A 17,847-nucleotide genomic window follows, 5' to 3' on the forward strand; every position below is an offset into this window, starting at 1 on the left:
GCAAACTTACGGCTGCCGTTTGTAAAATGGGGTTTTCACGATTTTGGCTTTCAAACGCTTATTTCTGATTTCCACTTCAACGACGGTGTCAAGGGCGCAGGCTTCTTTTTTCAGCAATGCGAGGCCGACGTTTTTCTTTAAGGTCGGCGACTGTGTGCCGGTTGTCACCTCGCCTGCTTGTTCGCCTTGATAATAGACGGCGTATCCGTGCCTTGGAATGCCTTTATCGATCATTTCAAGGCCGACGAGCTTTCTGTCCGCTCCATGTTCCTTTTGGCTTGCCAGGACGGCTTTTCCGAAGAAGTCCGAGGCTTTGTTTGTTTTGACGGCGAATCCGATACCGGCTTCGATCGGTGTAATGTCTTTTGAGAGCTCCTGTCCGTACAGCGGCAGCTTCGCTTCAAACCTCAGCGTATCCCTCGCCCCGAGGCCGCACGGCACCAATCCCGAATCCTTGCCCGTTTCAAGGAGCAGCTTCCAAATGTAGGCTGCATCTTCACTCCGGCAGTAAATCTCAAAGCCGTCCTCTCCCGTGTATCCCGTTCTGGACACAAGCGCCTGCACGCTGCCGATCGCCGCATCATCCCTGAACGTAAACGGCTTTAACCCGGCAAGATCGCTATCTGCGACCTGTTTTAAAATCGCTTCGGCCTTCGGTCCTTGAAGAGCAAGCAGCGCAACCTCGTCAGACACGTTTCGAACCGAAACGTCTCCTTCTTGGTGCTTGTTCATCCAATCGACGTCTTTGTCGATATTGGCTCCGTTAATGACGAGCATGTAGGCATTGGCCGCTTTTTTATAGACGAGGAGATCGTCGATCGTTCCGCCGTCTTCATAGCACATGGCCGTATACTGGGCACCGCCTTCTTTCAGCGTCGAAACATCGTTTGTCAACAGTTTTTGCAAAAACGGAAGGCTGTCTGTTCCTGTGATTTCGACCTCCCCCATGTGTGAGACGTCAAAAAGCCCCGCTTTCGTCCTGACGGCTTCATGCTCCTCTTTAATTGAAGAAAATTGAACAGGCAGTTCCCAGCCGCCAAAATCAATCGTTTTTCCGCCATATTCCTTATAAAGGTCAAATAAAGGCGTTCGTTTAAGCATTCTGCTTCCCCCTTCGCTTTTCAAACTAAAAACAAGTTTGCCAATCATCAGAAAACAAGAAATATTCCAACATCACCTGGATGGTTCCGCCGCTTTGGACGGCACAAAAAAGGACAGAGAAGCCCCTTTGTCAGTTCGGAGGCTCTCTGTCCTGGCACCTGAAAGTTTACTTTGCATCAAAAGCAAAGATGTCCCCTTTGGTGGTTTGCTAAAACATCATATGATACAAACTCTCTCCAGAGTTGCGTCAAGCAAGAGTTCTTTTGCCTGAGAGATTCACTGTTCCCCAGCTTGCTCCTTCGGCGCCGCTTTTAGGTTTCCCGCTATCGGTCTCTCCCCTTGCTGTCATTCGCTCATATTCATTTCTTTTCATGGACATACTATATAAAGCTTATGATTTTTTTACTGATGATCTACAAATATCCTACCATCATCACAACAATTGGGCAACAGGAAAAATCATTAACAATTTATTATTTCAAAATAAGAATGTTCGTGTTTTGTTTATTTGTTAGTAAAATCCGTTTTTTTCACGCAAGATTTTCTTTTAAAAAAGAACATTTGAATCTCAGAAGAGAAAGGCGGCATTAGTGATGAAACCAGACATTCATTTCGACAACGAGTGGCCGGAACAGTTCAAAAAGCACCTTGATGAAGACGGACCGTGGGCGAATTGGGAGCTTTACAAGCTTTCCTGTGAAGTGCAGAAAAGGCTTGCGATTCCGACGTTTGAAGGCTTGCAGGCCCCTTATCACCTCCCAGGCTTCACCCCGCTTCCCCATCAGCTCGAAGTCGCCCGGAAGGTAGTCGAGCAGATGAACGGAAAAGCCATCTTGGCGGATGAAGTGGGTCTCGGCAAAACGGTCGAGGCCGGGCTGATATTAAAAGAATACATGATTCGCGGGCTGGCCAAGAAAATCTTAATCCTCGTCCCCGCCTCGCTCGTCTCGCAATGGGTGAAGGAACTGCGGGAAAAGTTTTTAATTCCGGCCGTGGAACAGAAAAAAAGCTATGTCTGGGAGCAGTGCGATGTTGTCGTCTCCTCCCTTGACACGGCAAAGCGGTCGCCGCACAGGGAGACGGTTTTGTCGATCCAGTATGATGTGGTGATTATTGATGAAGCTCACAAACTGAAAAACAATAAAACAAAAAATTACGAGTTTGTCCGCAGCTTAAAGAAAAAATATTGCCTGATGCTGACGGCGACGCCCATCCAAAACAAGATCGACGAAATATTTAATCTCGTTTCTCTGCTAAAACCCGGACACTTGGGAAATGAAAGCAACTTCAACAAAGATTATACAAAACAGATCAATTCAGCTGAAGCGCATGAACGCTTGAAGTCCCTTATCAATAAAGTCATGATCAGAAACAGACGGCATGATACCGGCATCACCTGGACGAAGCGCCATGTCGAAACCGTGCCCATTTCCTTTTCTCCTACAGAACAGGCTTTGTATGACGAGATTAAAAAGCTGAAGGCAAGTCATCAGCATTCATCAAGCATGTTCTCAATCATGACATTGGAGCGCGAATGCTGTTCAAGCAGAGAAGCTGTCTATATGACGCTGAAAAACATGCTTGACCGAAAGGATCGCGAAGCGCCGGTGATCTCTGAACCTGTCATCCACCATTTGATCGAAAAGGTCAACGAGGTCGCGCAAAATTCAAAAGCGCTGAAAGTTGTTGAACTCATTCAAGAACTCGATGACAAAGTCATCATCTTTACTGAATACAGGGCAACGCAGATTTATCTGCAATGGTTCCTTCAGCAGAACGGCATCAGTTCCGTACCGTTCAGAGGCGGATTTAAAAGAGGAAAGAAAGACTGGATGAAAGATTTGTTCAGGGGCAAAGTTCAAGTTCTGATCGCGACTGAAGCAGGCGGCGAAGGGATCAACCTTCAATTTTGCAATAAAATCATCAACTATGATCTTCCGTGGAACCCGATGCGTCTCGAGCAAAGGATCGGCCGGATTCACCGGCTCGGCCAGGAACGCGATGTTTACATTTACAACATGGCAACAAAGCATACCGTAGAAGAGCATATTTTAAAGCTTCTCTATGAAAAGATCCATTTGTTCGAAAAAGTCGTCGGAGACTTGGATGATATTTTAACAAAAATCGAGGTCGGCAATTTTGAAGACCACCTTCACGACATTCTCTTTTACTCCGCAACAGACGAGGAAATGAAGATCAAAATGGAAAACTTAACCTCTTTCATTTCATACGGAAATGAAGCCGTTTCAAACCAAAAACAGATCGGAGGCTAAAATCAAATGCGTCAGGAAGAAATATACCTGTTTTTAGAACGCTTTTTCATCGCAAACGGCTGCACGATCACCGACAAAAGTTCAGGCCACATGACCGTGCAGCTGACGGTTGAAGTCGATAAACAGATTATGAACAGGCCGTTTTACTGGCACTGGCTCGAAAAGACGGGCGGAGAGCCCAATCCGATGAAAATCACGCTGATCACGAATGAAGATGAGGCCCCTTCTGATATCGAAGGTGAGTTTATTCATTTTGGATCACCAAGACTTTTTCAAATTTTCCAGGCCGTGCAAAAAAACGGCAAATATATTCGCCTTTATGAGAAAATCCGTTCCGATGGAGCCCATATTTCCCTGGAACCATGGCTCGGCATGAATGTGACGATCTCGTACCAATCCGACATGAAAAAAGATAAGCTTTTGTCTCTCGGCCTTCATTTAATCAGCGGTCAGCTGGTCGAATCGTTTCAAGAACAAATGGAGGCCCGCGATCTCTCTTCACAGATCTCTGACTACTGCTACACGATGTCGCCGTTGATTAAGCCGGAAAGCGGCATTAAACGGCTTGAGCGCTATATCGAACAGGCGGCCAGAAGCGAGCCGCTTGATTGGGCTGAAGCTTCCCTGAAACGTTGGAATAACGACCTGTCACTTTTAAACCAATTTTACGAGGATACTGAAGAAAAACCGGAGGAATACGAAATTGAGAAAAAGGCTCTCCAAACGCTTTACGAGCCTAAAATCGATATTAAAGTTCAAAACGGGGGATTATTTTATTTGCACAAAAAAAATTCAGGATAATTTTTCCGATTCGACACCATTCTTGTTTTTATTCAGTGAGCTGGACTTATAATAGAACTAAAGAGATAGGGAGAACTTTCGTAACACCATTTGGACAAGCTTGGTAAAGTGTTGAGTCTCGGGGTTTATCTTTGTTTATCACAACACGGTTGTCTGAAATACATAATGAAGTATTTTGGGGGGGAAATGCATGAATAAAGATAAAAATGAGAAAGAAGAATTGGATGAGGAGTGGATAGAACTGATTAAACACGCTCTTGAACAAGGCATTAGTCCAGAGGATATACGTATTTTTCTCAATTTGGGTAAGAAGTCTTCAAAACCTTCCGCATCAATTGAAAGAAGTCATTCAATAAATCCTTTCTGAATGTGCTATAATATCGAAAGGAAGGTGATGACATTGATTGGCCAGCGTATTAAACAATATCGAAAAGAAAAAGGCTACTCACTATCTGAACTAGCTGAAAAGGCTGGGGTAGCGAAGTCTTATTTAAGTTCAATAGAAAGAAACTTGCAAACAAACCCCTCCATTCAATTTCTAGAAAAAGTCTCCGCTGTTCTGGACGTCTCGGTTCATACCCTGCTCGATGAGAAAGATGAAACCGAATACGATGGTCAATTAGATAGTGAATGGGAAAATCTAGTTCGTGACGCTATGGCATCAGGGGTTTCTAAAAAACAATTTCGAGAATTTTTAGATTATCAAAAGTGGAAGAAAAGACAGGAAAAGGAGTAAGGGAAACATATCTTACTCCCTTTGGCATTTTTTACGCTGAATAAGCCGATTCCTCATGAACATAAAAAAACGGATCATATAGATCCGTTTTTTAAATTGCACCATTATTTATCTTCACTGTGCGCTCTTTCGTTCTCTTTTACATAACCTTTTTCATCGGCATGTTTTTTGCCGTCGATTGTCAAGCCGTTCCATTGAGTAGCTTCGAATGAGAAGTCAAGCTGCACAGAATCTCCTTGATATTTGTTCTGTACCATTCTGCCGCTGGCGTCTGTTGTTTTGTCATTGACGAACTCAATCACCAATTGAACTTTGTCAAAGTCATATGGATCTTTCGGAATGCCGTCGTATTCAGGCGCCGTTTTTCCGTTGATTGTCGCTACATTGATTTTGCCATTGTCATGCAGGAACTCTGGCTCGATTGCTTTCTTCACTTTTTCGTACGCGGCCTTATCTTTTTTCGCGGACATATTGTACAAATCATAAAGGTTGGCTTCATCTAAAATGATGTTTTTAGGATAGCCGTTTCCGCCTTCAACTCCGACAGTCAGAACGCTGACTTTAAATTGTTTCAGGAAGTCTTCCGCTGTGCTTTTTCCGCCGTTTTTCGCGTTTCCGTCAACAAAATTGCTGTAGCCAACCTGCATCAGCACTTCTTTAATCGCAAGTGATCCGTCATTTTTGAATTCGAAATCTTTAGTGAATTTGTCGCCAGGTTTTAAGTTGGACAAGTTCACCCTTGCAGATGTATCTTTCGCATTCAGGTCAAGCGTACCTGCTGCATAAGTTGCTTGAGTTGTTTCGATATCGTTAAACGCAGCCCAAGTTCCTCCTCCTACTAATGCCAGTCCAAGCGCAGCAGACGCAACGCCTAATCCGAGTTTTTTCTTTGTACCCATTGATAACTCCTCCTTTTATAATAAGAAAATCTGTATATATGGAGACCTGAATGTTCAGGTGACCAACGAAGATTACATGGAAACTGATTGATCTTTCCCGGCGGCTTCAATTGCTTTAGTTTTTTGGTCAATCTCTCTTAAAGCCGCGGATACAGTAATCACTGCATAAAGAATCAACAAGAGTCCCGGCACGATCAGCAATATGGCTGTGCCGATCGGTTTACTTGCAAAATCCAGCAAATACCCGGCATACGGAACCGTAATGCCCGAATACTTAGCGACAACATTTTCTGCCAGCACCGGATCGGAATCAGGGTTTTGGTTATTGTCACCCTTTGTTTTAAACATAAGATTTGATTTATTTTTTGTTATACCGATAATTCGGTGGGTAACCATGGTGTTTTCGTCTTGCATGAATGTAATGATATCTCCCTTTTTCAAAGACCCGGGATTTTCAATCTTTTGAACGGCTATCACAGAACCTGTTTTAAACTCCGGCTCCATCGAACCGGATAAAACCGTTTTCAATTGATAGCCGAAGAGTTGCGGCTCTCCGCCGGACGACTTTGTCGAAATCACGACGATGACCGCGGCGATGATGAGTGTGAAAATAATCACATATAAGATATTGCTGACCCATTTCATCACATGTTTCATGACGCTTCCCCGCTTTCTAATGAATTTTCTTCTTTTCTATTTTCTTTTTCTATGGATTCACTGCTCTTTGGTGTTTTCTCTATGTCCTGTTCAGACTTTTCCCGTGTTTCTGTCTGTTCTGTTTGCTTTGGCTTTCCTGAAGCTTTTTTAGGCGGCTTCGGTGTTTCTTCTTTGCATTCTTGAAGCTCCATCACATTTGACCAAATGAAAGGTTTGCCCTTTTTCACATCGGGATGGCCTTCGGGCTTAATCAATTTAAAAGCGTAGAGCCCTCCTTTTGCCGCCCGCTTTGACTCTATCCGGTAGATGCTCTTTTCGGCTTCTTTTTTGAACGCGCCTTTATCGATGACAGTCCCGTCCTCTAGCGGCTTTTTGGCATTACCGAGTTTATGAAGCTCCCACTTCCATTCAGAGTCGGCGATTTGGCTGCCGCGGTTTTTATATTCTGCAAACAATGTCAGCGGTGCACAGACCGTACCTTTCGTCTTTGTCTGTTTTTGAAGCTTCAAATTGCTCCCGTCCCACTGTTTCTCATCTTGAGGAAATGATGAGGCCGCTTTCATTGTCATGCTGTATGCTTCCACATCGTGAAATGATGCGTTTGTATGCTGTGACAGCTGACTCCCCAATCCAATTAAAAGATAAATGATCAGCAGCGTTTGAAAAACGATGATGTTTTTTCCGGCTCTTTTTCGGGATCTCCTAGTTCGAGATAATCGGATCATGACTACCCTCCTAGCGAGTATGTAATGGCTTTTTCTGATCGTTCGTTTTAAAGAACTTGATAGTTAGAGTATAAAGAACAAATGTACCTTTTGAAAACTATCAAAATAGTCGATTAAGTTCGTTTTATAGAACATTTTCGTTTAATTCCTCAAAAAATCTCTCAAATTCTCATCTTTTCGAAAAGTTTGAAGTTCTTTATAAAGTACATAATTTCTTCTTCATTTTTGTATAAACACTGTTGACAAGGAAAAAATAGGATAGAAAGGATGATGCCCCGTGCTGAAAAACGCCATGTTATGCTCTTTTTTACTGCTTGCAAGCATTGGGCCGCTCAATGCCCATGCGGCAGCTTACGAAACAGCCCGCATGTCTAAGTGGGAAGAAAAAGCGGTTGAGGAAGCAAAAAAGAGGTATCCGGAAGCAGAAGTGCGTCTCACGAAAAAAGTATGGGATCGAAAGCGGGCGGATGAAGCGGTCAAACAATACCATGTCACATTGAGTGAAGGAAATAAAAATTTCGGAGTGTTTGTCACAATTTCATTTGATCCTGCGACACACAAAATCAACAAAGTCGTCGTTGTGGAAGAATATAAATAAGCCGCTTTGCAGTAGAAAGCGGCTTGTCTTTATTTATGCCGTTTAAAAAACATGATACAGCCAAGAGGAAGAATGCCGAACCATTGATAAATCCTGGACGGCGGCTTCGATTCTTTACGTTTTTCTTTCATTTCTTTTCTTTCCTGCTTAGGCGTGTCCATATATTTTACGAGCTGTTCCGTCATATATTTAACATAATCGTTCGTTTTCATCACGTCACCTCTTGGGGAGTTCTGTCAGTTGAAGTGTTGTCATACGAATCTTTTTTTATACATTCTTCATGATTCCGACACACAATTTTTAATATTCTTTCCACTGTGTGATTTTCTTAGTGCTCAAATCATATTGAAATTCAGCGCTCGTTTCTGTGCCGGAAGCTGTCGTTACCTCTATCTTCACTCGCTTGAGCTGCTGATGAGCCGGATTGACAGTATACGATATCAAGCCATGCTGTTTTTGAATTTTCTCTTTTGTCTCTTCGTGAATATGAGACAAGGCATGGAGAATTCCATTTTGGAGAAGGTTTTGCTGAATATGAAATTCTTTTGTTTGCTGTGCAAACATTCGTTGATTCGTTAATAAAACGGCTGAATGACTCGTGCAGAGCATGCAAATCACAGCTGTGAAAACAGCAGCCGGATAAATGAATCCTTTTGAATTTTTCACGTGATCACCCTTTACATATGATAGAGCGGAATGGACTTACGGTATGACTTGCCGCTTAAACTTGTAGCTTCAAGGGTCAGCAAATGATCTTCAATCACAAAACTCATGTGTTTGACATGTTGTAAAAGCGGCACATGACCTTTTCCATTGACTCTTTTTCGAATAACTGTCTGATATTTCTCATAGCGAACGGCGGCACCTTGGCGATTTGTCATTTCCAATGACTGATGATCGCCGGCCGCTCTTATATCAAGTGAATTCCTGCACTCCTTCAATATTTGCTCGGCAGTAATCGTCCATTCACGCGGGTGAATATCCGCACCGTTTCTTTCCGGGGATAAAAACAGATGAAATATCGAGGCCATCGTTCCTGCAATGAACATATACACCATTAAGGAAACCAGTACATTAAGAAGGGTAAATCCCTTTTGACCGCAAAATGGTGAAGCAACTCCTTTGACTGTCTCTTTTTTTAATGGAGATGCATACTTCATAATCATCTCCCTGCTCCTTCCATTCAATAAAGTAAGATGTGTTTCGGTAAAGCACGGTTTCTTTAGGCTGAAACCGTCCGGTCAGCGTGTAGCGGCTGATCTTTTCATCCAATATGCGATATGCCTCTTCTTCTTTTTCGGATGCCCCGCGTTGCAAAGACAGCTGATGAACCATAGGAATCAATAACATGGTGATCATGACCCAAATGCCGAACGCGGAAACAGCTTCAACTGTTGTAAAGCCTCTATTTTTTTTGCACATTAATCTTTCCGCTTCCTAAATAGATCGTCAGTGCAAAAGAGGCGTGCTGTGTATCGATCACGATTTTTCCCCCTTGATTCGGAACTCCGCTTGGGTTAAAAGTAAGAGTTCGTTTGAGCGTCGCTTTTTTGAACGCAATATGGCAACTGTATGTCCTGACCAGCTTAGGCGATGAGCCTTCGTCCGCGTGCTTAATAATATAGCGGCAGCCGGCAAAGTCAAACTGCACCTTAACCTTCGCATGGCGGACGAGAGCTGTCTGTTGAGCGTAAAGCAAATCCTCTTCAAGCTGTGAGACAAAGTGCTGAACAACTCTTTTTTCATAAGCGGGAGGCAGTGCGGCAAAGAGAAGAGAGAGCATAATGGAACCGATCATCAATACAGTAAGACTTTCCAAAAGCGTAAATCCTTTTTGATTCATAACCGTCAATCAGCCTGTGCTTTGCCGTTTGAAATTTTAATTTCTTTCCCATTCGGGCACTTTAAGTTCTTCTTCACGTAACCTTCAGATTCAAGGTCCGCCCTGCTCGGCGTTTTCCCGTCATGATCCATTTGATAAGCCGTGATTTGCGCTTGAACCATATTAATTAACCCTTCGCATCCTTTCTTTTGAATACTTTGATTATGCTTGGTCACATTCGGTATGGTGATCAACAGCAGGATGGAGATGACGAGCATGACGACTAACATTTCTATCAGTGTAAATCCCTTTTCATTCACAGTTCCGTCCTCCTTATAACTGGTTCATCATTTGATACATTGGCAAAAGCATAGACAAATAAAGAATTAATATCATCGCCGCTGTTAGCCCGTAAATCAATGGCTGGATCAGACCTGTCCATTTTTCTGCTTTCCGTTCAAGCCGCTCAATCAAAAATTGACTGTATGAATACAGCTCTCTGTATAAGTGTCCGTTTAATTGGCCGTGAGCTACAGCCTTTGCCAAATCATTTTCATAAAACGGATGCCCGGCCAGCATCTGCTCCAGACTCTCCCCTTGTTTCAGCCGCTCGATGAGGCGCTTCGCTTCATTTTTATGAAATGATAAAAACGGCTGGCTTTCAAATGCTTTTAAACTGTCATATACAGACAGACCCGCTTGCAAAAGATTGCTCAATTGGAGCGATAAAAAATAACTGTTGAATAGTTTGAAGATTTGGCCCAGCAAGGGAATTCTAATGAGAAAGGTCATTTTGTCTTCTGGAGGTTTATGGCGAAATGAACACAGATAATAGAGGGATAAAGCGGCGGCAATCAACAACATTCCTGCGATAAAAAGATAAAAATGATCAAAAACCGAAAAGATGAGGGTCGTTGCAAAAGACGTTTCAACGTTCATTGATTCATAGATCGCGGAAAATTGCGGGATGATTGCCGATTTCATAATAGAGATAATGACGCAGACCGTTAAAACTAAAAACAAAGGATATCTGGCGGCTTTCTTTATTTTTTCGGTTTGAGCGATCTTGCGGTGAAGCAGCTCTCCGCTCTGCCGAAAGGCATATGGCAAATTCCCGTGCTGTTCGGCAAAGTAAACAATGGTAACAGCATCCTTATGAAAGGAAATCATTTCAAGCACTTGGAACACAGGTCGCCCTTCTGTCAGCTTCTCCATCGCAAATGTCAGATCTGCTCTTCGCCTTTCATTCAATTGCAGTTTCAGCATACTTAAAGCATCCAAAATCGTATATCCGCTCTTCATCATGTCTCCGAGCTTTTTCAGAATGTCCGCCTGTTCCAGGACGGGCCACTTCATTTTAATCTTCATGGCCTATCCAGCGTTCATAAGTATTCGACGGCAGATATCCGAGTGCTATTCCCTTCTGGATCAGCGTTTTCAAAGTTTCTGTTTTCATGTCACAGCACCTGCCTTTTGCTTCTTCGATGCAGAGATTGAGGCTTTTTCCGTACAAAAGTTCGAAGACGCTTGCTCTTCTCACAGGCCTCGACAATCTGCAATATAAAGAGCAGCTGTCGCCGCAAAACGGGCAGACGAGACCGACGAGGCGTTGGGCGCTGATTGCGACCAGTGTTTGTTCAATTTCTGTCATATCAACTCCGAACTCGAGCAGCCTGTATATCGCGCCTTTTGCATTTTTCGCATGCATGCTCGATAAAACAAGGTGTCCTGTCAAAGCTGCCCTGACTGCGATTTGGGCTGTTTCGGCATCGCGAATTTCCCCAAGGATGATCATGTCCGGATCGTGGCGAAGCACCGCCTTCAACCCCGCAGAATAAGTCATGCCCGCTTTTTCATTCACTTGCACTTGCAAAATGTTTTCGCTTCTTGATTCGACAGGGTCTTCCAAGGTAATAATATTTCGCTTAAAATGCCGCTTAGCGTATTCAATTAAAGAATAGAGTGTTGTCGTTTTCCCCGAGCCTGTCGGACCGGTGAACAGCATTAATCCGTGGGAATGCTTCAGAAAAGACAGCAGCTTGAATGTTGCACTCGGAAACAATGAGAGCTTTGTGAGCGGCTTGCTGCTCATCTTGGGAAGAAGCCTGATGACCAAGCTTTCATCATGGATGGTGGGCAGAGTGGACATTCTTAAATGAACGGGCTGACGGTTGATATAAAGAGTTAAAGCTCCGCTTTGCGGCAGCCGTCTTTCCCCAATGTCCATCGAAGAAAGGAATTTAAAGTGAGAAATGAGCCTTGAGCACTCATTTCTCGTTAATCTGTCTTTTTGAAAAAGTTCATCATCAATCCTGAAGCGGACCACCGCCTCTTTTTCACCGGGAACAATATGAATGTCTGACGCCTTCATTCTATATGCCTCGTCAATTAATCTTCCGCTTAATGATTCAATCGTGTACAAAACATTGCGCCTCCTTTCTAAGCGCAGTTTATACGAAAAACATCGGAAGCATCAAATCCTTAAAAATCGCAAATCAAGCTGAATACGAAGCAAAAACGGAATTTCCGAATACCGATTTGACTATTTTATTCAGCTTCCAACTGCTGAAATGAGAAATTTAAACCTTCTCTTCAGCCTTGCCGTTTTCACGGATGCAAAAGCCTTTATTGCAAAGCGCCTTAGCAAGGCTCTGTTCTGTTTTAATATGCGAAAAATCCATGCCAAGCTTCACAACTGTTTGGGCAATCTCCGGTCTCAAACCCGAAAGAACCGTCTCAACACCAAGTAGTTTTGTGCTGTCTACGACTTTGAACAACTGGTAGGCAACCATCGTATCGACGACAGGAACACCGGAAATATCAATAAACAGATGCGAGAGATGAAGCTCAGCACACTGCTTAAGCGCAGATTCAATGATCACCGTTGCCCTGTGAGTATCAATTTCGCCAATGAGCGGCAGCACACCGATGTGTTCTGATACCGGTATAACCGGTGCGCTCAGTTCGCGTATCATCTCGGTCTGCGCCTTCAATTGGCTCTTTGTCGTATGCTCATATTCAAGAATAAACTGTTCAATAACCTGATCCATCATTGAGTGAAGCTGTTTATTCCAGATAAAAAAGTCTTTTTTCGAACAGTCCGGTGCATGTTTATCTGAAAAATGCTCGATTTCATCTATTAAAAGTTCACGGCACACTTTAAAACCCTTTATGCTTTCAGTCACCGGAATTTGGCTGACAGCCCTGTCGTAGGCAATTTCCTTGGCGCATCCGGAGGCTTTATCCCAGCAGAGCGCCTGTTCTTCCTTGGCAAATACCTTTGAAACAGCCAGTATAAAGTCCTTATATTGCTTTGCCGTTTTTTCTTTTTCAGACGCTGTTCGGGACAGCCATTCATCAGTGATTCTGTCCGTCTGTTTGACCAAATACTCATAAAGGGCTGCATGCTTGTTTTCCATGTCAATCCTCCTCATTTTTTTCCTTTAAAATCAATCGGCTTTATGACCAACATTTTGATCACTATGTATAAAACGAAATCGATTGTCTACACTATACGTAAGCGCATTGGGCTATAGCCAAGCGGTAAGGCAACGGACTTTGACTCCGTGACGCGCTGGTTCGAATCCAGCTAGCCCAGTTACACAGGCGAAAAAACGAAGATATGCTGAACATGCAATGTGTCAGCAATCTTCGTTTTTTTCAGGAAACAGAACGGTGTAAGGTGTGTTTTTTTAATTTTAAGAGTTCGCCGGGATTGTATCCGACAACCAGCTTATCGCCGTTTACGATAATCGGGCGTCTCAGCAGCTTTGGTTTTTGAATTAACAATTCCAGCACTTCGCTTACCGTTAATTCTTCAATATCAAGATTTAACTCTTTAAATGCCTGGCTTCTTGTCGCCAATATCTCATCGATTCCTTCGGTCGTGAGAGACAAAATATGTTTCAGCTCGTCCTGATTCGGCGTTTCCCTGAAAAGATGCCGCTCTGTAAAATCAACCTGGTTCGCTTTCAGCCAATGTTTCGTTTTCCGGCATGATGTGCAGCTCGGGTATGAATAAAAGGTCAGCTCTTCCATGAATGATTCCTCCTTAAAATGTACTGACTTTGTCTTTGTATGTTCTAGTACCCGTGATATTTTCCGTTTAAACACGTGACAGGTGATTTTTTAAAAATGCTTATCACAAAATTGTAAAAAATGAATTGATTTTCCCAAAATGAAAATGTTTACATTTCAAGATAAATTGGCTTATAATAAAATCAAAGGGGCTTTTTGGGAGGGATATAAATGAATCGCATGTTCCGTGTGTTAGGTTTCTGGACAGGTATCTTTGCGGTCATGTTTTATTTAGGAAATATGAAAGATGCATCACTGCTGTTCTTCGGTCAAACTGTATTCTTTGTGTTCTTATCGTATCTCAACTTGACCGAGCGGATGTACATTTATATTTTCGGTGCTTACTTGACAGTCTTTTTTGCCGCATTTACATATTATTCTGTGTTTATTATGGTTCCCGGGCAGGGAGGCCATTAAAGAAGACGATCCATCTGGATCGTCTTTTTTATATTTTACAAAGTAAATCCGTTGATGAACGGGTTTTGTTCCTGTTCTGTTGCAATGTCCGTCTCGGGGCCGTGACCGCTTAACACAAGCGTCTCTTCCGGAAGCGTCAGCAGTTTTTGATGAATGCTGTCCATCAGCACCTTTTGATTGCCTCCCGGCAGGTCTGTACGCCCGATCCCTCCTTGAAACAAAACATCCCCGGAAACGATCAGGTTTTCCTCTTCCGCATAATACGAGACGCTGCCCGGAGAATGTCCAGGCGTAAAGAGCATGCGGAGCGTAAAAGAGCCGATTTTAAGATCCCCCTCTTCTTCGATCAGATGCTCTGCTTTTTCTGCTGTGATCGTCTGTCCTGTAAGCAGCGCTGAACCGTTTAATGAAGGATCGGTCAGCCATTCAGCTTCATTTTTATGTACGTATACAGGAATGTTCCATTTTTTTCTGACATTGTCCACAGCTCCGATATGATCAAAATGAGCGTGAGTAAGCAATACAGCAAGAGGTTTCAGGCCGTTTTCTTTTATGTATGCATTCAGCTTCCCTGATTCGCTGCCGGGATCAAATATTAAGCAGGTACCGTCGTCATGGGATAAAATATAAGCATTCGTCTGGATAGGCCCTAAAGGCATTCTTCTCCATTTCATTTTCTTCACCTCAGATTCATCTTTCTTTGTTCCATTATGAAGGTTTTGCGGGAAACTTTCAATGAATCATGTTGTCCTCGACAAATTTGATGAAAACGGTTAAAATAAAATTGGAAATATACTGCAGGGGATCCAAACGAAGGGGGTTTATATTAATGTTGCTCGTGATCATTTTCGGTCTAGTCACGATATTATCTGCTCTTGGAGTTCTTCGTTCTCTTAAACAAATCAACGTTCTTGGCATCTTATTTGGCGGGGCGGCTTTTTTAGTGTTTGGATGGTTTACCGTCATGACAATCATTAACAGCGGGTATCCGACAGTCCACTAAACCCGGTGCCTTCAGACAAAGACAGCCTTATTCCGTTATTCCGGAATAAGGCTGTTTTTCTTATTGGCTGAAATGACGCTGGACGCTTGCAAGCTTGCCTTCCATCGTCGTTTTCTTGTCACGGCGGTCGTCAATCCTGATATTTGTCGCCACTCTGTGGATGCCTTTTTGGAAAGGGGCTTCGTGAATCGTCTGAATCACCTCAAATAAATCGCTTAATTCCCCTTCAATCAAAGTATTCATCGGTGTCAGTTGATAATGGATTTTGCCTTCTTTTTTAAATCCTTCTAAAATGGTTTGAATCTCCGCTACATACGCGCTTACGCTCGGAGTCTCGGTACCGATCGGTATGATGGTAACGTCTGCTATGGCCACTGTCCATTCTCCTTTCTATTCTTTTGTCACAAGGGGCGCTGCTGTTTTTGAGTTGAATGAAATGATTTGATCCTGGGTATAACCGTACAATGCATAATCCCCGTCAGGAGATACGGTAATCGGAAGCATTTCCACTTTTTCACGAATGACTTCCCGTTTGCCGGATTTGAGACTGACGGAAATCAGATCATACAAGGAGCCCGACTCATTCGGCTGATACGTATAAAACAGCTCATGCCGAGGGTCGTAACTGTATTCCATCGGTGACAGGCTGCCATATTCCGAGAACAGCGGCAACTTGAAAGAAATTTTCTTGTCCGACGAAGAAACGTCTGAAAATATGTAGGTGCCCTGGCGATGATTGGATGAAGGCGCTACGATCAGCCGCATATCCCCCAGAACATCAAGCAGTACGGCATCATCGGCGTGCTTCTTTTCCCGTCCGTCCGCTGTGTTGTAGGAATAAACAGGAGCCGGTTTTTCCCGGTCCCGTTCATTCCATTTGATATATTCAAAAGTGTCGGCGGAAGTCCAATGAACAAAGGCGGCCTGTGCGATGTCTTTTTCAGTTTGCTCTTCTTTCGCATCAATCAGGCGCGATTCATAATTCCAGTCTTTCGTAAAAGTTGTGACGTATAAAAGATAAGGGTCAAACCGATTCCAGTCCACTTGCAGTTCATGCGTGCGAAATTTTTTTGTGTATAGCTGTTTTCCCTGTAAATTAAGCAAAGTTAACTTCATTTCAGAGCCGTTTCCGGCGGTTTGGATGAGAATCATGCCTTTTTCCCTGTTTACTTCCGCCGCTATCAGCCTGTCATCCGTCTTGTAGATCGTTTCGCCCGTCCCTTTAAATATATCATATGATTTGACTTTACTTCCTGCGACCGGATCGGTTGCGGTGTATATAACGGTTTCATTATCAAGCCATCCTGCCGCCTCATCAAAGTGCCGGTCCTTCAGCGCTATTACTTTTTTATCTTTTACTGCTGCACTGCTTTTTCTTTTCCCTTCCGGCTCCTCATGATGAACGCTTTTCGTTCCTTCCTGATGCTGCGGTGTGCAACCAGCCGCAGCCACGGTCATCACAGCGGCAATAAGCCATAACGAAACTCTCAAACCGGCCATTCTCCCTCCATAAATGATTGGCTGTCACTGTCTAATTTACGATTTTCACCGTGAAAAGTTTCAGCTTTCAAAAAAGCAGGATGCCCAAAGTATGCCTCTGCTTTTACAATATATATCGTCAAATTGTTTTAGCGGTAAAGGATTTTTTCCTTTGCCGAGTTCAACGGTATATCCTTCTCTTCCGAAAAAATGAATAAACCAATCTCTAAATCCTGCATAGCTGTCTATATATCTGACGCCCTTATAACCGCTCAGGCGCTCAAATGTTTGGATCACATCAGCTGATTCAGGAGGCTCCAGCCCCTTATAGCCCCAATAAATTTCCTCTCCCTGTGTGTGAAGCGCCACAAGCCGATCAGGCGGCTCGTTTGCGATTAAATCCCTCATCGCTGCCGCTTCCGGTTCTGTCAGCGGTTCATCTCCGGGGTAGTCCCTGTAGGAAGGGGATTTGGGCGGTTTTCTCTGTTTTTCGATCTCCCAAAAAGACGGAAACTGATTATTTAAATCCACTCCGTTTATATTGGCTTTCCATTCCCGGAAATCTGGCTGATGCTCATTCATCTCATCCAGTGCTTCCCGCGCGATCCCAAGATGACCGGGACCTTTAAGCACAAGATCAACCCCGTCGGGATTAACGATCGGCACGACGGAAAGCTTTGTTGATGAAAAAATGTCGTGCGGTGAAAAACCTAAAGCGGACCGGCCTGTACATACATGATAACAGTATTCTTTGAGCCATTTCATCAAAACAGAAGTGGTGATCCATTCATTGGCATGAAAAGAGGCATTTATATGCGTTTTTTTTTCGGCATTTTCAGCTCCGAGGAGCAGTTCGTATATAGGCTGGCCCATGCTTGAGCGGCCGATGACGCGGGAAGTAACAAACGGAAAGCACTCTGTCAATCTGTCAATTTCCTTTTTCAGTTCTGCTGCATCGTAAACGACTGTTTTTGTCAGCCACTGTTCATCTTCAAGTGTGTATTGATTCACCAATAATTGCAGCTGTTCATATGTTTCGGCTGCTGGAACGTTTTTTCCTGCTAGAAAAGGTGCTCCCGGAAAATAAAATTCGTCCGCGGCTGCATTCGCGTTTGCGCTGATTAAAAGCGGTTCGGGTATGTTCAGGATATCAGACAATCTTTCCATATTCTGCTTTAACTCCGGTTTGATGTTGATGAATGCCATCAATGATCCCTCCCACAATAGCATATGATGAAGGCCTGTTTAAATACTCTCCC

25 protein-coding genes, 1 tRNA gene and 1 riboswitch are annotated in these 17,847 nt (G+C 43.5%); of the genes, 8 read left to right on the plus strand and 18 right to left on the minus strand.

Annotated elements, in window-relative coordinates; all coding sequences use genetic code 11:
• Positions 1 to 6: 6 nt before the first annotated feature.
• A complete protein-coding gene (gene gcvT, locus MHI30_RS13070) occupies positions 7 to 1,101 on the minus strand; it encodes a glycine cleavage system aminomethyltransferase GcvT (protein WP_075752373.1) in 1,095 nt (364 codons plus the stop codon).
• 245 nt (positions 1,102 to 1,346) lie between these two features.
• A riboswitch (glycine riboswitch) is annotated at positions 1,347 to 1,450 on the minus strand.
• 244 nt (positions 1,451 to 1,694) lie between these two features.
• Here gcvT and MHI30_RS13075 point away from each other — a divergent pair.
• The 4 genes from MHI30_RS13075 to MHI30_RS13090 all read left to right on the plus strand — a co-directional run bounded on the left by MHI30_RS13075 (position 1,695) and on the right by MHI30_RS13090 (position 4,911).
• Positions 1,695 to 3,374 (plus strand): SNF2-related protein, encoded by a 1,680-nt coding sequence (locus tag MHI30_RS13075; RefSeq protein WP_075752371.1) that lies wholly within the window; start codon positions 1,695 to 1,697, stop codon positions 3,372 to 3,374.
• Positions 3,375 to 3,380: 6 nt separating this feature from the next.
• Positions 3,381 to 4,175, plus strand: a complete 795-nt coding sequence (locus MHI30_RS13080) for a YqhG family protein (protein WP_075752369.1) — start codon at positions 3,381 to 3,383, stop codon at positions 4,173 to 4,175.
• Between the two features lie 190 nt (positions 4,176 to 4,365).
• Positions 4,366 to 4,542 carry an anti-repressor SinI family protein gene (locus MHI30_RS13085; RefSeq protein WP_075752367.1) on the plus strand — a complete coding sequence of 59 codons (177 nt, stop codon included), beginning with the start codon at positions 4,366 to 4,368 and terminating at the stop codon, positions 4,540 to 4,542.
• 33 nt (positions 4,543 to 4,575) lie between these two features.
• Positions 4,576 to 4,911, plus strand: a complete 336-nt coding sequence (locus MHI30_RS13090; protein ID WP_006637528.1) for a helix-turn-helix domain-containing protein — start codon at positions 4,576 to 4,578, stop codon at positions 4,909 to 4,911.
• Between the two features lie 104 nt (positions 4,912 to 5,015).
• Here MHI30_RS13090 and MHI30_RS13095 read toward each other — a convergent pair whose 3' ends face one another.
• The 3 genes from MHI30_RS13095 to tapA all read right to left on the minus strand — a co-directional run bounded on the left by MHI30_RS13095 (position 5,016) and on the right by tapA (position 7,192).
• Positions 5,016 to 5,810, minus strand: coding sequence for a TasA family protein (locus MHI30_RS13095; protein ID WP_075752365.1), 795 nt, complete (start codon positions 5,808 to 5,810; stop codon positions 5,016 to 5,018).
• A gap of 72 nt (positions 5,811 to 5,882) precedes the next feature.
• On the minus strand, positions 5,883 to 6,467 hold the full coding sequence (locus MHI30_RS13100; protein WP_075752363.1) for a signal peptidase I: 585 nt from the start codon (positions 6,465 to 6,467) through the stop codon (positions 5,883 to 5,885).
• Entirely contained in the window at positions 6,464 to 7,192 is a 729-nt protein-coding gene (gene tapA / locus MHI30_RS13105; RefSeq protein ID WP_075752361.1) for an amyloid fiber anchoring/assembly protein TapA, read from the minus strand. The genes MHI30_RS13100 and tapA overlap by 4 nt, the downstream gene beginning before the upstream one ends.
• A 277-nt stretch (positions 7,193 to 7,469) precedes the next feature.
• On the opposite strand from tapA, the gene MHI30_RS13110 reads away from it, so the two are divergent.
• On the plus strand, positions 7,470 to 7,790 hold the full coding sequence (locus MHI30_RS13110) for a YqzG/YhdC family protein (protein ID WP_075752359.1): 321 nt from the start codon (positions 7,470 to 7,472) through the stop codon (positions 7,788 to 7,790).
• Positions 7,791 to 7,819: 29 nt separating this feature from the next.
• On the opposite strand, the gene MHI30_RS13115 is transcribed toward MHI30_RS13110, so the two are convergent.
• From MHI30_RS13115 to MHI30_RS13155, 9 genes are all read right to left on the minus strand, one after another.
• Entirely contained in the window at positions 7,820 to 8,002 is a 183-nt protein-coding gene (locus MHI30_RS13115; RefSeq protein ID WP_020452171.1) for a YqzE family protein, read from the minus strand.
• An 88-nt stretch (positions 8,003 to 8,090) separates the two neighbouring features.
• Complete coding sequence (gene comGG / locus MHI30_RS13120) at positions 8,091 to 8,456, minus strand: competence type IV pilus minor pilin ComGG (protein WP_075752357.1); 366 nt, start codon at positions 8,454 to 8,456, stop codon at positions 8,091 to 8,093.
• 11 nt (positions 8,457 to 8,467) lie between these two features.
• The gene (gene comGF, locus MHI30_RS13125; RefSeq protein WP_237562597.1) at positions 8,468 to 8,956 is read right to left on the minus strand and encodes a competence type IV pilus minor pilin ComGF; all 489 of its coding nucleotides are present in this window, start codon (positions 8,954 to 8,956) and stop codon (positions 8,468 to 8,470) included.
• Positions 8,865 to 9,212 (minus strand): competence type IV pilus minor pilin ComGE, encoded by a 348-nt coding sequence (gene comGE, locus MHI30_RS13130; RefSeq protein ID WP_075752353.1) that lies wholly within the window; start codon positions 9,210 to 9,212, stop codon positions 8,865 to 8,867. Before comGE ends, comGF begins: the two co-directional genes overlap by 92 nt.
• Complete coding sequence (gene comGD, locus MHI30_RS13135) at positions 9,196 to 9,633, minus strand: competence type IV pilus minor pilin ComGD (protein ID WP_075752351.1); 438 nt, start codon at positions 9,631 to 9,633, stop codon at positions 9,196 to 9,198. The genes comGE and comGD overlap by 17 nt, the downstream gene beginning before the upstream one ends.
• A 5-nt stretch (positions 9,634 to 9,638) precedes the next feature.
• Positions 9,639 to 9,932, minus strand: a complete 294-nt coding sequence (gene comGC, locus MHI30_RS13140) for a competence type IV pilus major pilin ComGC (protein WP_075752349.1) — start codon at positions 9,930 to 9,932, stop codon at positions 9,639 to 9,641.
• A gap of 13 nt (positions 9,933 to 9,945) precedes the next feature.
• A complete protein-coding gene (comGB, locus tag MHI30_RS13145) occupies positions 9,946 to 10,980 on the minus strand; it encodes a competence type IV pilus assembly protein ComGB (protein WP_075752347.1) in 1,035 nt (344 codons plus the stop codon).
• Complete coding sequence (gene comGA, locus MHI30_RS13150; RefSeq protein ID WP_075752345.1) at positions 10,970 to 12,034, minus strand: competence type IV pilus ATPase ComGA; 1,065 nt, start codon at positions 12,032 to 12,034, stop codon at positions 10,970 to 10,972. Before comGA ends, comGB begins: the two co-directional genes overlap by 11 nt.
• A 157-nt stretch (positions 12,035 to 12,191) precedes the next feature.
• Positions 12,192 to 13,031, minus strand: a complete 840-nt coding sequence (locus MHI30_RS13155; RefSeq protein WP_075752343.1) for an STAS domain-containing protein — start codon at positions 13,029 to 13,031, stop codon at positions 12,192 to 12,194.
• 107 nt (positions 13,032 to 13,138) lie between these two features.
• Here MHI30_RS13155 and MHI30_RS13160 point away from each other — a divergent pair.
• Positions 13,139 to 13,210: transfer RNA gene (locus MHI30_RS13160), tRNA-Gln, on the plus strand.
• 62 nt (positions 13,211 to 13,272) lie between these two features.
• Here MHI30_RS13160 and MHI30_RS13165 read toward each other — a convergent pair.
• Entirely contained in the window at positions 13,273 to 13,650 is a 378-nt protein-coding gene (locus MHI30_RS13165) for a Spx/MgsR family RNA polymerase-binding regulatory protein (RefSeq protein ID WP_003183482.1), read from the minus strand.
• Between the two features lie 210 nt (positions 13,651 to 13,860).
• On the opposite strand from MHI30_RS13165, the gene MHI30_RS13170 reads away from it, so the two are divergent.
• Positions 13,861 to 14,106, plus strand: a complete 246-nt coding sequence (locus MHI30_RS13170) for a DUF2626 domain-containing protein (protein ID WP_020452180.1) — start codon at positions 13,861 to 13,863, stop codon at positions 14,104 to 14,106.
• A 35-nt stretch (positions 14,107 to 14,141) separates the two neighbouring features.
• On the opposite strand, the gene MHI30_RS13175 is transcribed toward MHI30_RS13170, so the two are convergent.
• Positions 14,142 to 14,780: an MBL fold metallo-hydrolase gene (locus tag MHI30_RS13175; protein WP_075752341.1), complete on the minus strand. Its 639-nt coding sequence runs from the start codon at positions 14,778 to 14,780 to the stop codon at positions 14,142 to 14,144.
• A gap of 155 nt (positions 14,781 to 14,935) precedes the next feature.
• Between MHI30_RS13175 and MHI30_RS13180 the strand changes: the two genes are divergently transcribed.
• The gene (locus MHI30_RS13180) at positions 14,936 to 15,109 is read left to right on the plus strand and encodes a DUF2759 domain-containing protein (RefSeq protein ID WP_003183486.1); all 174 of its coding nucleotides are present in this window, start codon (positions 14,936 to 14,938) and stop codon (positions 15,107 to 15,109) included.
• A gap of 60 nt (positions 15,110 to 15,169) precedes the next feature.
• On the opposite strand, the gene MHI30_RS13185 is transcribed toward MHI30_RS13180, so the two are convergent.
• Genes MHI30_RS13185 through MHI30_RS13195 form a run of 3 tightly spaced genes read right to left on the minus strand, consistent with a single transcriptional unit; the run spans position 15,170 to position 17,794 of the window.
• Positions 15,170 to 15,484 (minus strand): MTH1187 family thiamine-binding protein, encoded by a 315-nt coding sequence (locus MHI30_RS13185; RefSeq protein ID WP_075752339.1) that lies wholly within the window; start codon positions 15,482 to 15,484, stop codon positions 15,170 to 15,172.
• A gap of 15 nt (positions 15,485 to 15,499) precedes the next feature.
• The gene (locus tag MHI30_RS13190) at positions 15,500 to 16,609 is read right to left on the minus strand and encodes a hypothetical protein (protein ID WP_075752337.1); all 1,110 of its coding nucleotides are present in this window, start codon (positions 16,607 to 16,609) and stop codon (positions 15,500 to 15,502) included.
• A 60-nt stretch (positions 16,610 to 16,669) separates the two neighbouring features.
• Positions 16,670 to 17,794 carry a M14 family metallocarboxypeptidase gene (locus tag MHI30_RS13195; RefSeq protein WP_075752335.1) on the minus strand — a complete coding sequence of 375 codons (1,125 nt, stop codon included), beginning with the start codon at positions 17,792 to 17,794 and terminating at the stop codon, positions 16,670 to 16,672.
• Between the last annotated feature and the right edge of the window lie 53 nt (positions 17,795 to 17,847).

Source organism: Bacillus sp. FSL L8-0528 (genome assembly GCF_038593085.1).
GTDB classification, from domain to species: domain Bacteria; phylum Bacillota; class Bacilli; order Bacillales; family Bacillaceae; genus Bacillus; species Bacillus paralicheniformis.

Bases quoted from the DNA above. Each gene is read 5' to 3' on its own strand.
- MHI30_RS13195 (WP_075752335.1), bottom strand. From the start codon at position 17,794: ATGGCATTCATCAACATCAAACCGGAGTTAAAGCAGAATATGGAAAGA.
- MHI30_RS13180 (WP_003183486.1), top strand. From the start codon at position 14,936: ATGTTGCTCGTGATCATTTTCGGTCTAGTCACGATATTATCTGCTCTT.
- MHI30_RS13085 (WP_075752367.1), top strand. From the start codon at position 4,366: ATGAATAAAGATAAAAATGAGAAAGAAGAATTGGATGAGGAGTGGATA.
- MHI30_RS13190 (WP_075752337.1), bottom strand. From the start codon at position 16,609: ATGGCCGGTTTGAGAGTTTCGTTATGGCTTATTGCCGCTGTGATGACC.
- MHI30_RS13100 (WP_075752363.1), bottom strand. From the start codon at position 6,467: ATGAAACATGTGATGAAATGGGTCAGCAATATCTTATATGTGATTATT.
- tapA (WP_075752361.1), bottom strand. From the start codon at position 7,192: ATGATCCGATTATCTCGAACTAGGAGATCCCGAAAAAGAGCCGGAAAA.
- comGB (WP_075752347.1), bottom strand. From the start codon at position 10,980: ATGAAGATTAAAATGAAGTGGCCCGTCCTGGAACAGGCGGACATTCTG.
- MHI30_RS13075 (WP_075752371.1), top strand. From the start codon at position 1,695: ATGAAACCAGACATTCATTTCGACAACGAGTGGCCGGAACAGTTCAAA.
- MHI30_RS13080 (WP_075752369.1), top strand. From the start codon at position 3,381: ATGCGTCAGGAAGAAATATACCTGTTTTTAGAACGCTTTTTCATCGCA.
- MHI30_RS13095 (WP_075752365.1), bottom strand. From the start codon at position 5,810: ATGGGTACAAAGAAAAAACTCGGATTAGGCGTTGCGTCTGCTGCGCTT.
- MHI30_RS13115 (WP_020452171.1), bottom strand. From the start codon at position 8,002: ATGAAAACGAACGATTATGTTAAATATATGACGGAACAGCTCGTAAAA.
- MHI30_RS13175 (WP_075752341.1), bottom strand. From the start codon at position 14,780: ATGAAATGGAGAAGAATGCCTTTAGGGCCTATCCAGACGAATGCTTAT.
- comGF (WP_237562597.1), bottom strand. From the start codon at position 8,956: ATGATTATGAAGTATGCATCTCCATTAAAAAAAGAGACAGTCAAAGGA.
- comGD (WP_075752351.1), bottom strand. From the start codon at position 9,633: ATGAATCAAAAAGGATTTACGCTTTTGGAAAGTCTTACTGTATTGATG.
- MHI30_RS13170 (WP_020452180.1), top strand. From the start codon at position 13,861: ATGAATCGCATGTTCCGTGTGTTAGGTTTCTGGACAGGTATCTTTGCG.
- comGE (WP_075752353.1), bottom strand. From the start codon at position 9,212: ATGTGCAAAAAAAATAGAGGCTTTACAACAGTTGAAGCTGTTTCCGCG.
- gcvT (WP_075752373.1), bottom strand. From the start codon at position 1,101: ATGCTTAAACGAACGCCTTTATTTGACCTTTATAAGGAATATGGCGGA.
- MHI30_RS13165 (WP_003183482.1), bottom strand. From the start codon at position 13,650: ATGGAAGAGCTGACCTTTTATTCATACCCGAGCTGCACATCATGCCGG.
- MHI30_RS13155 (WP_075752343.1), bottom strand. From the start codon at position 13,031: ATGGAAAACAAGCATGCAGCCCTTTATGAGTATTTGGTCAAACAGACG.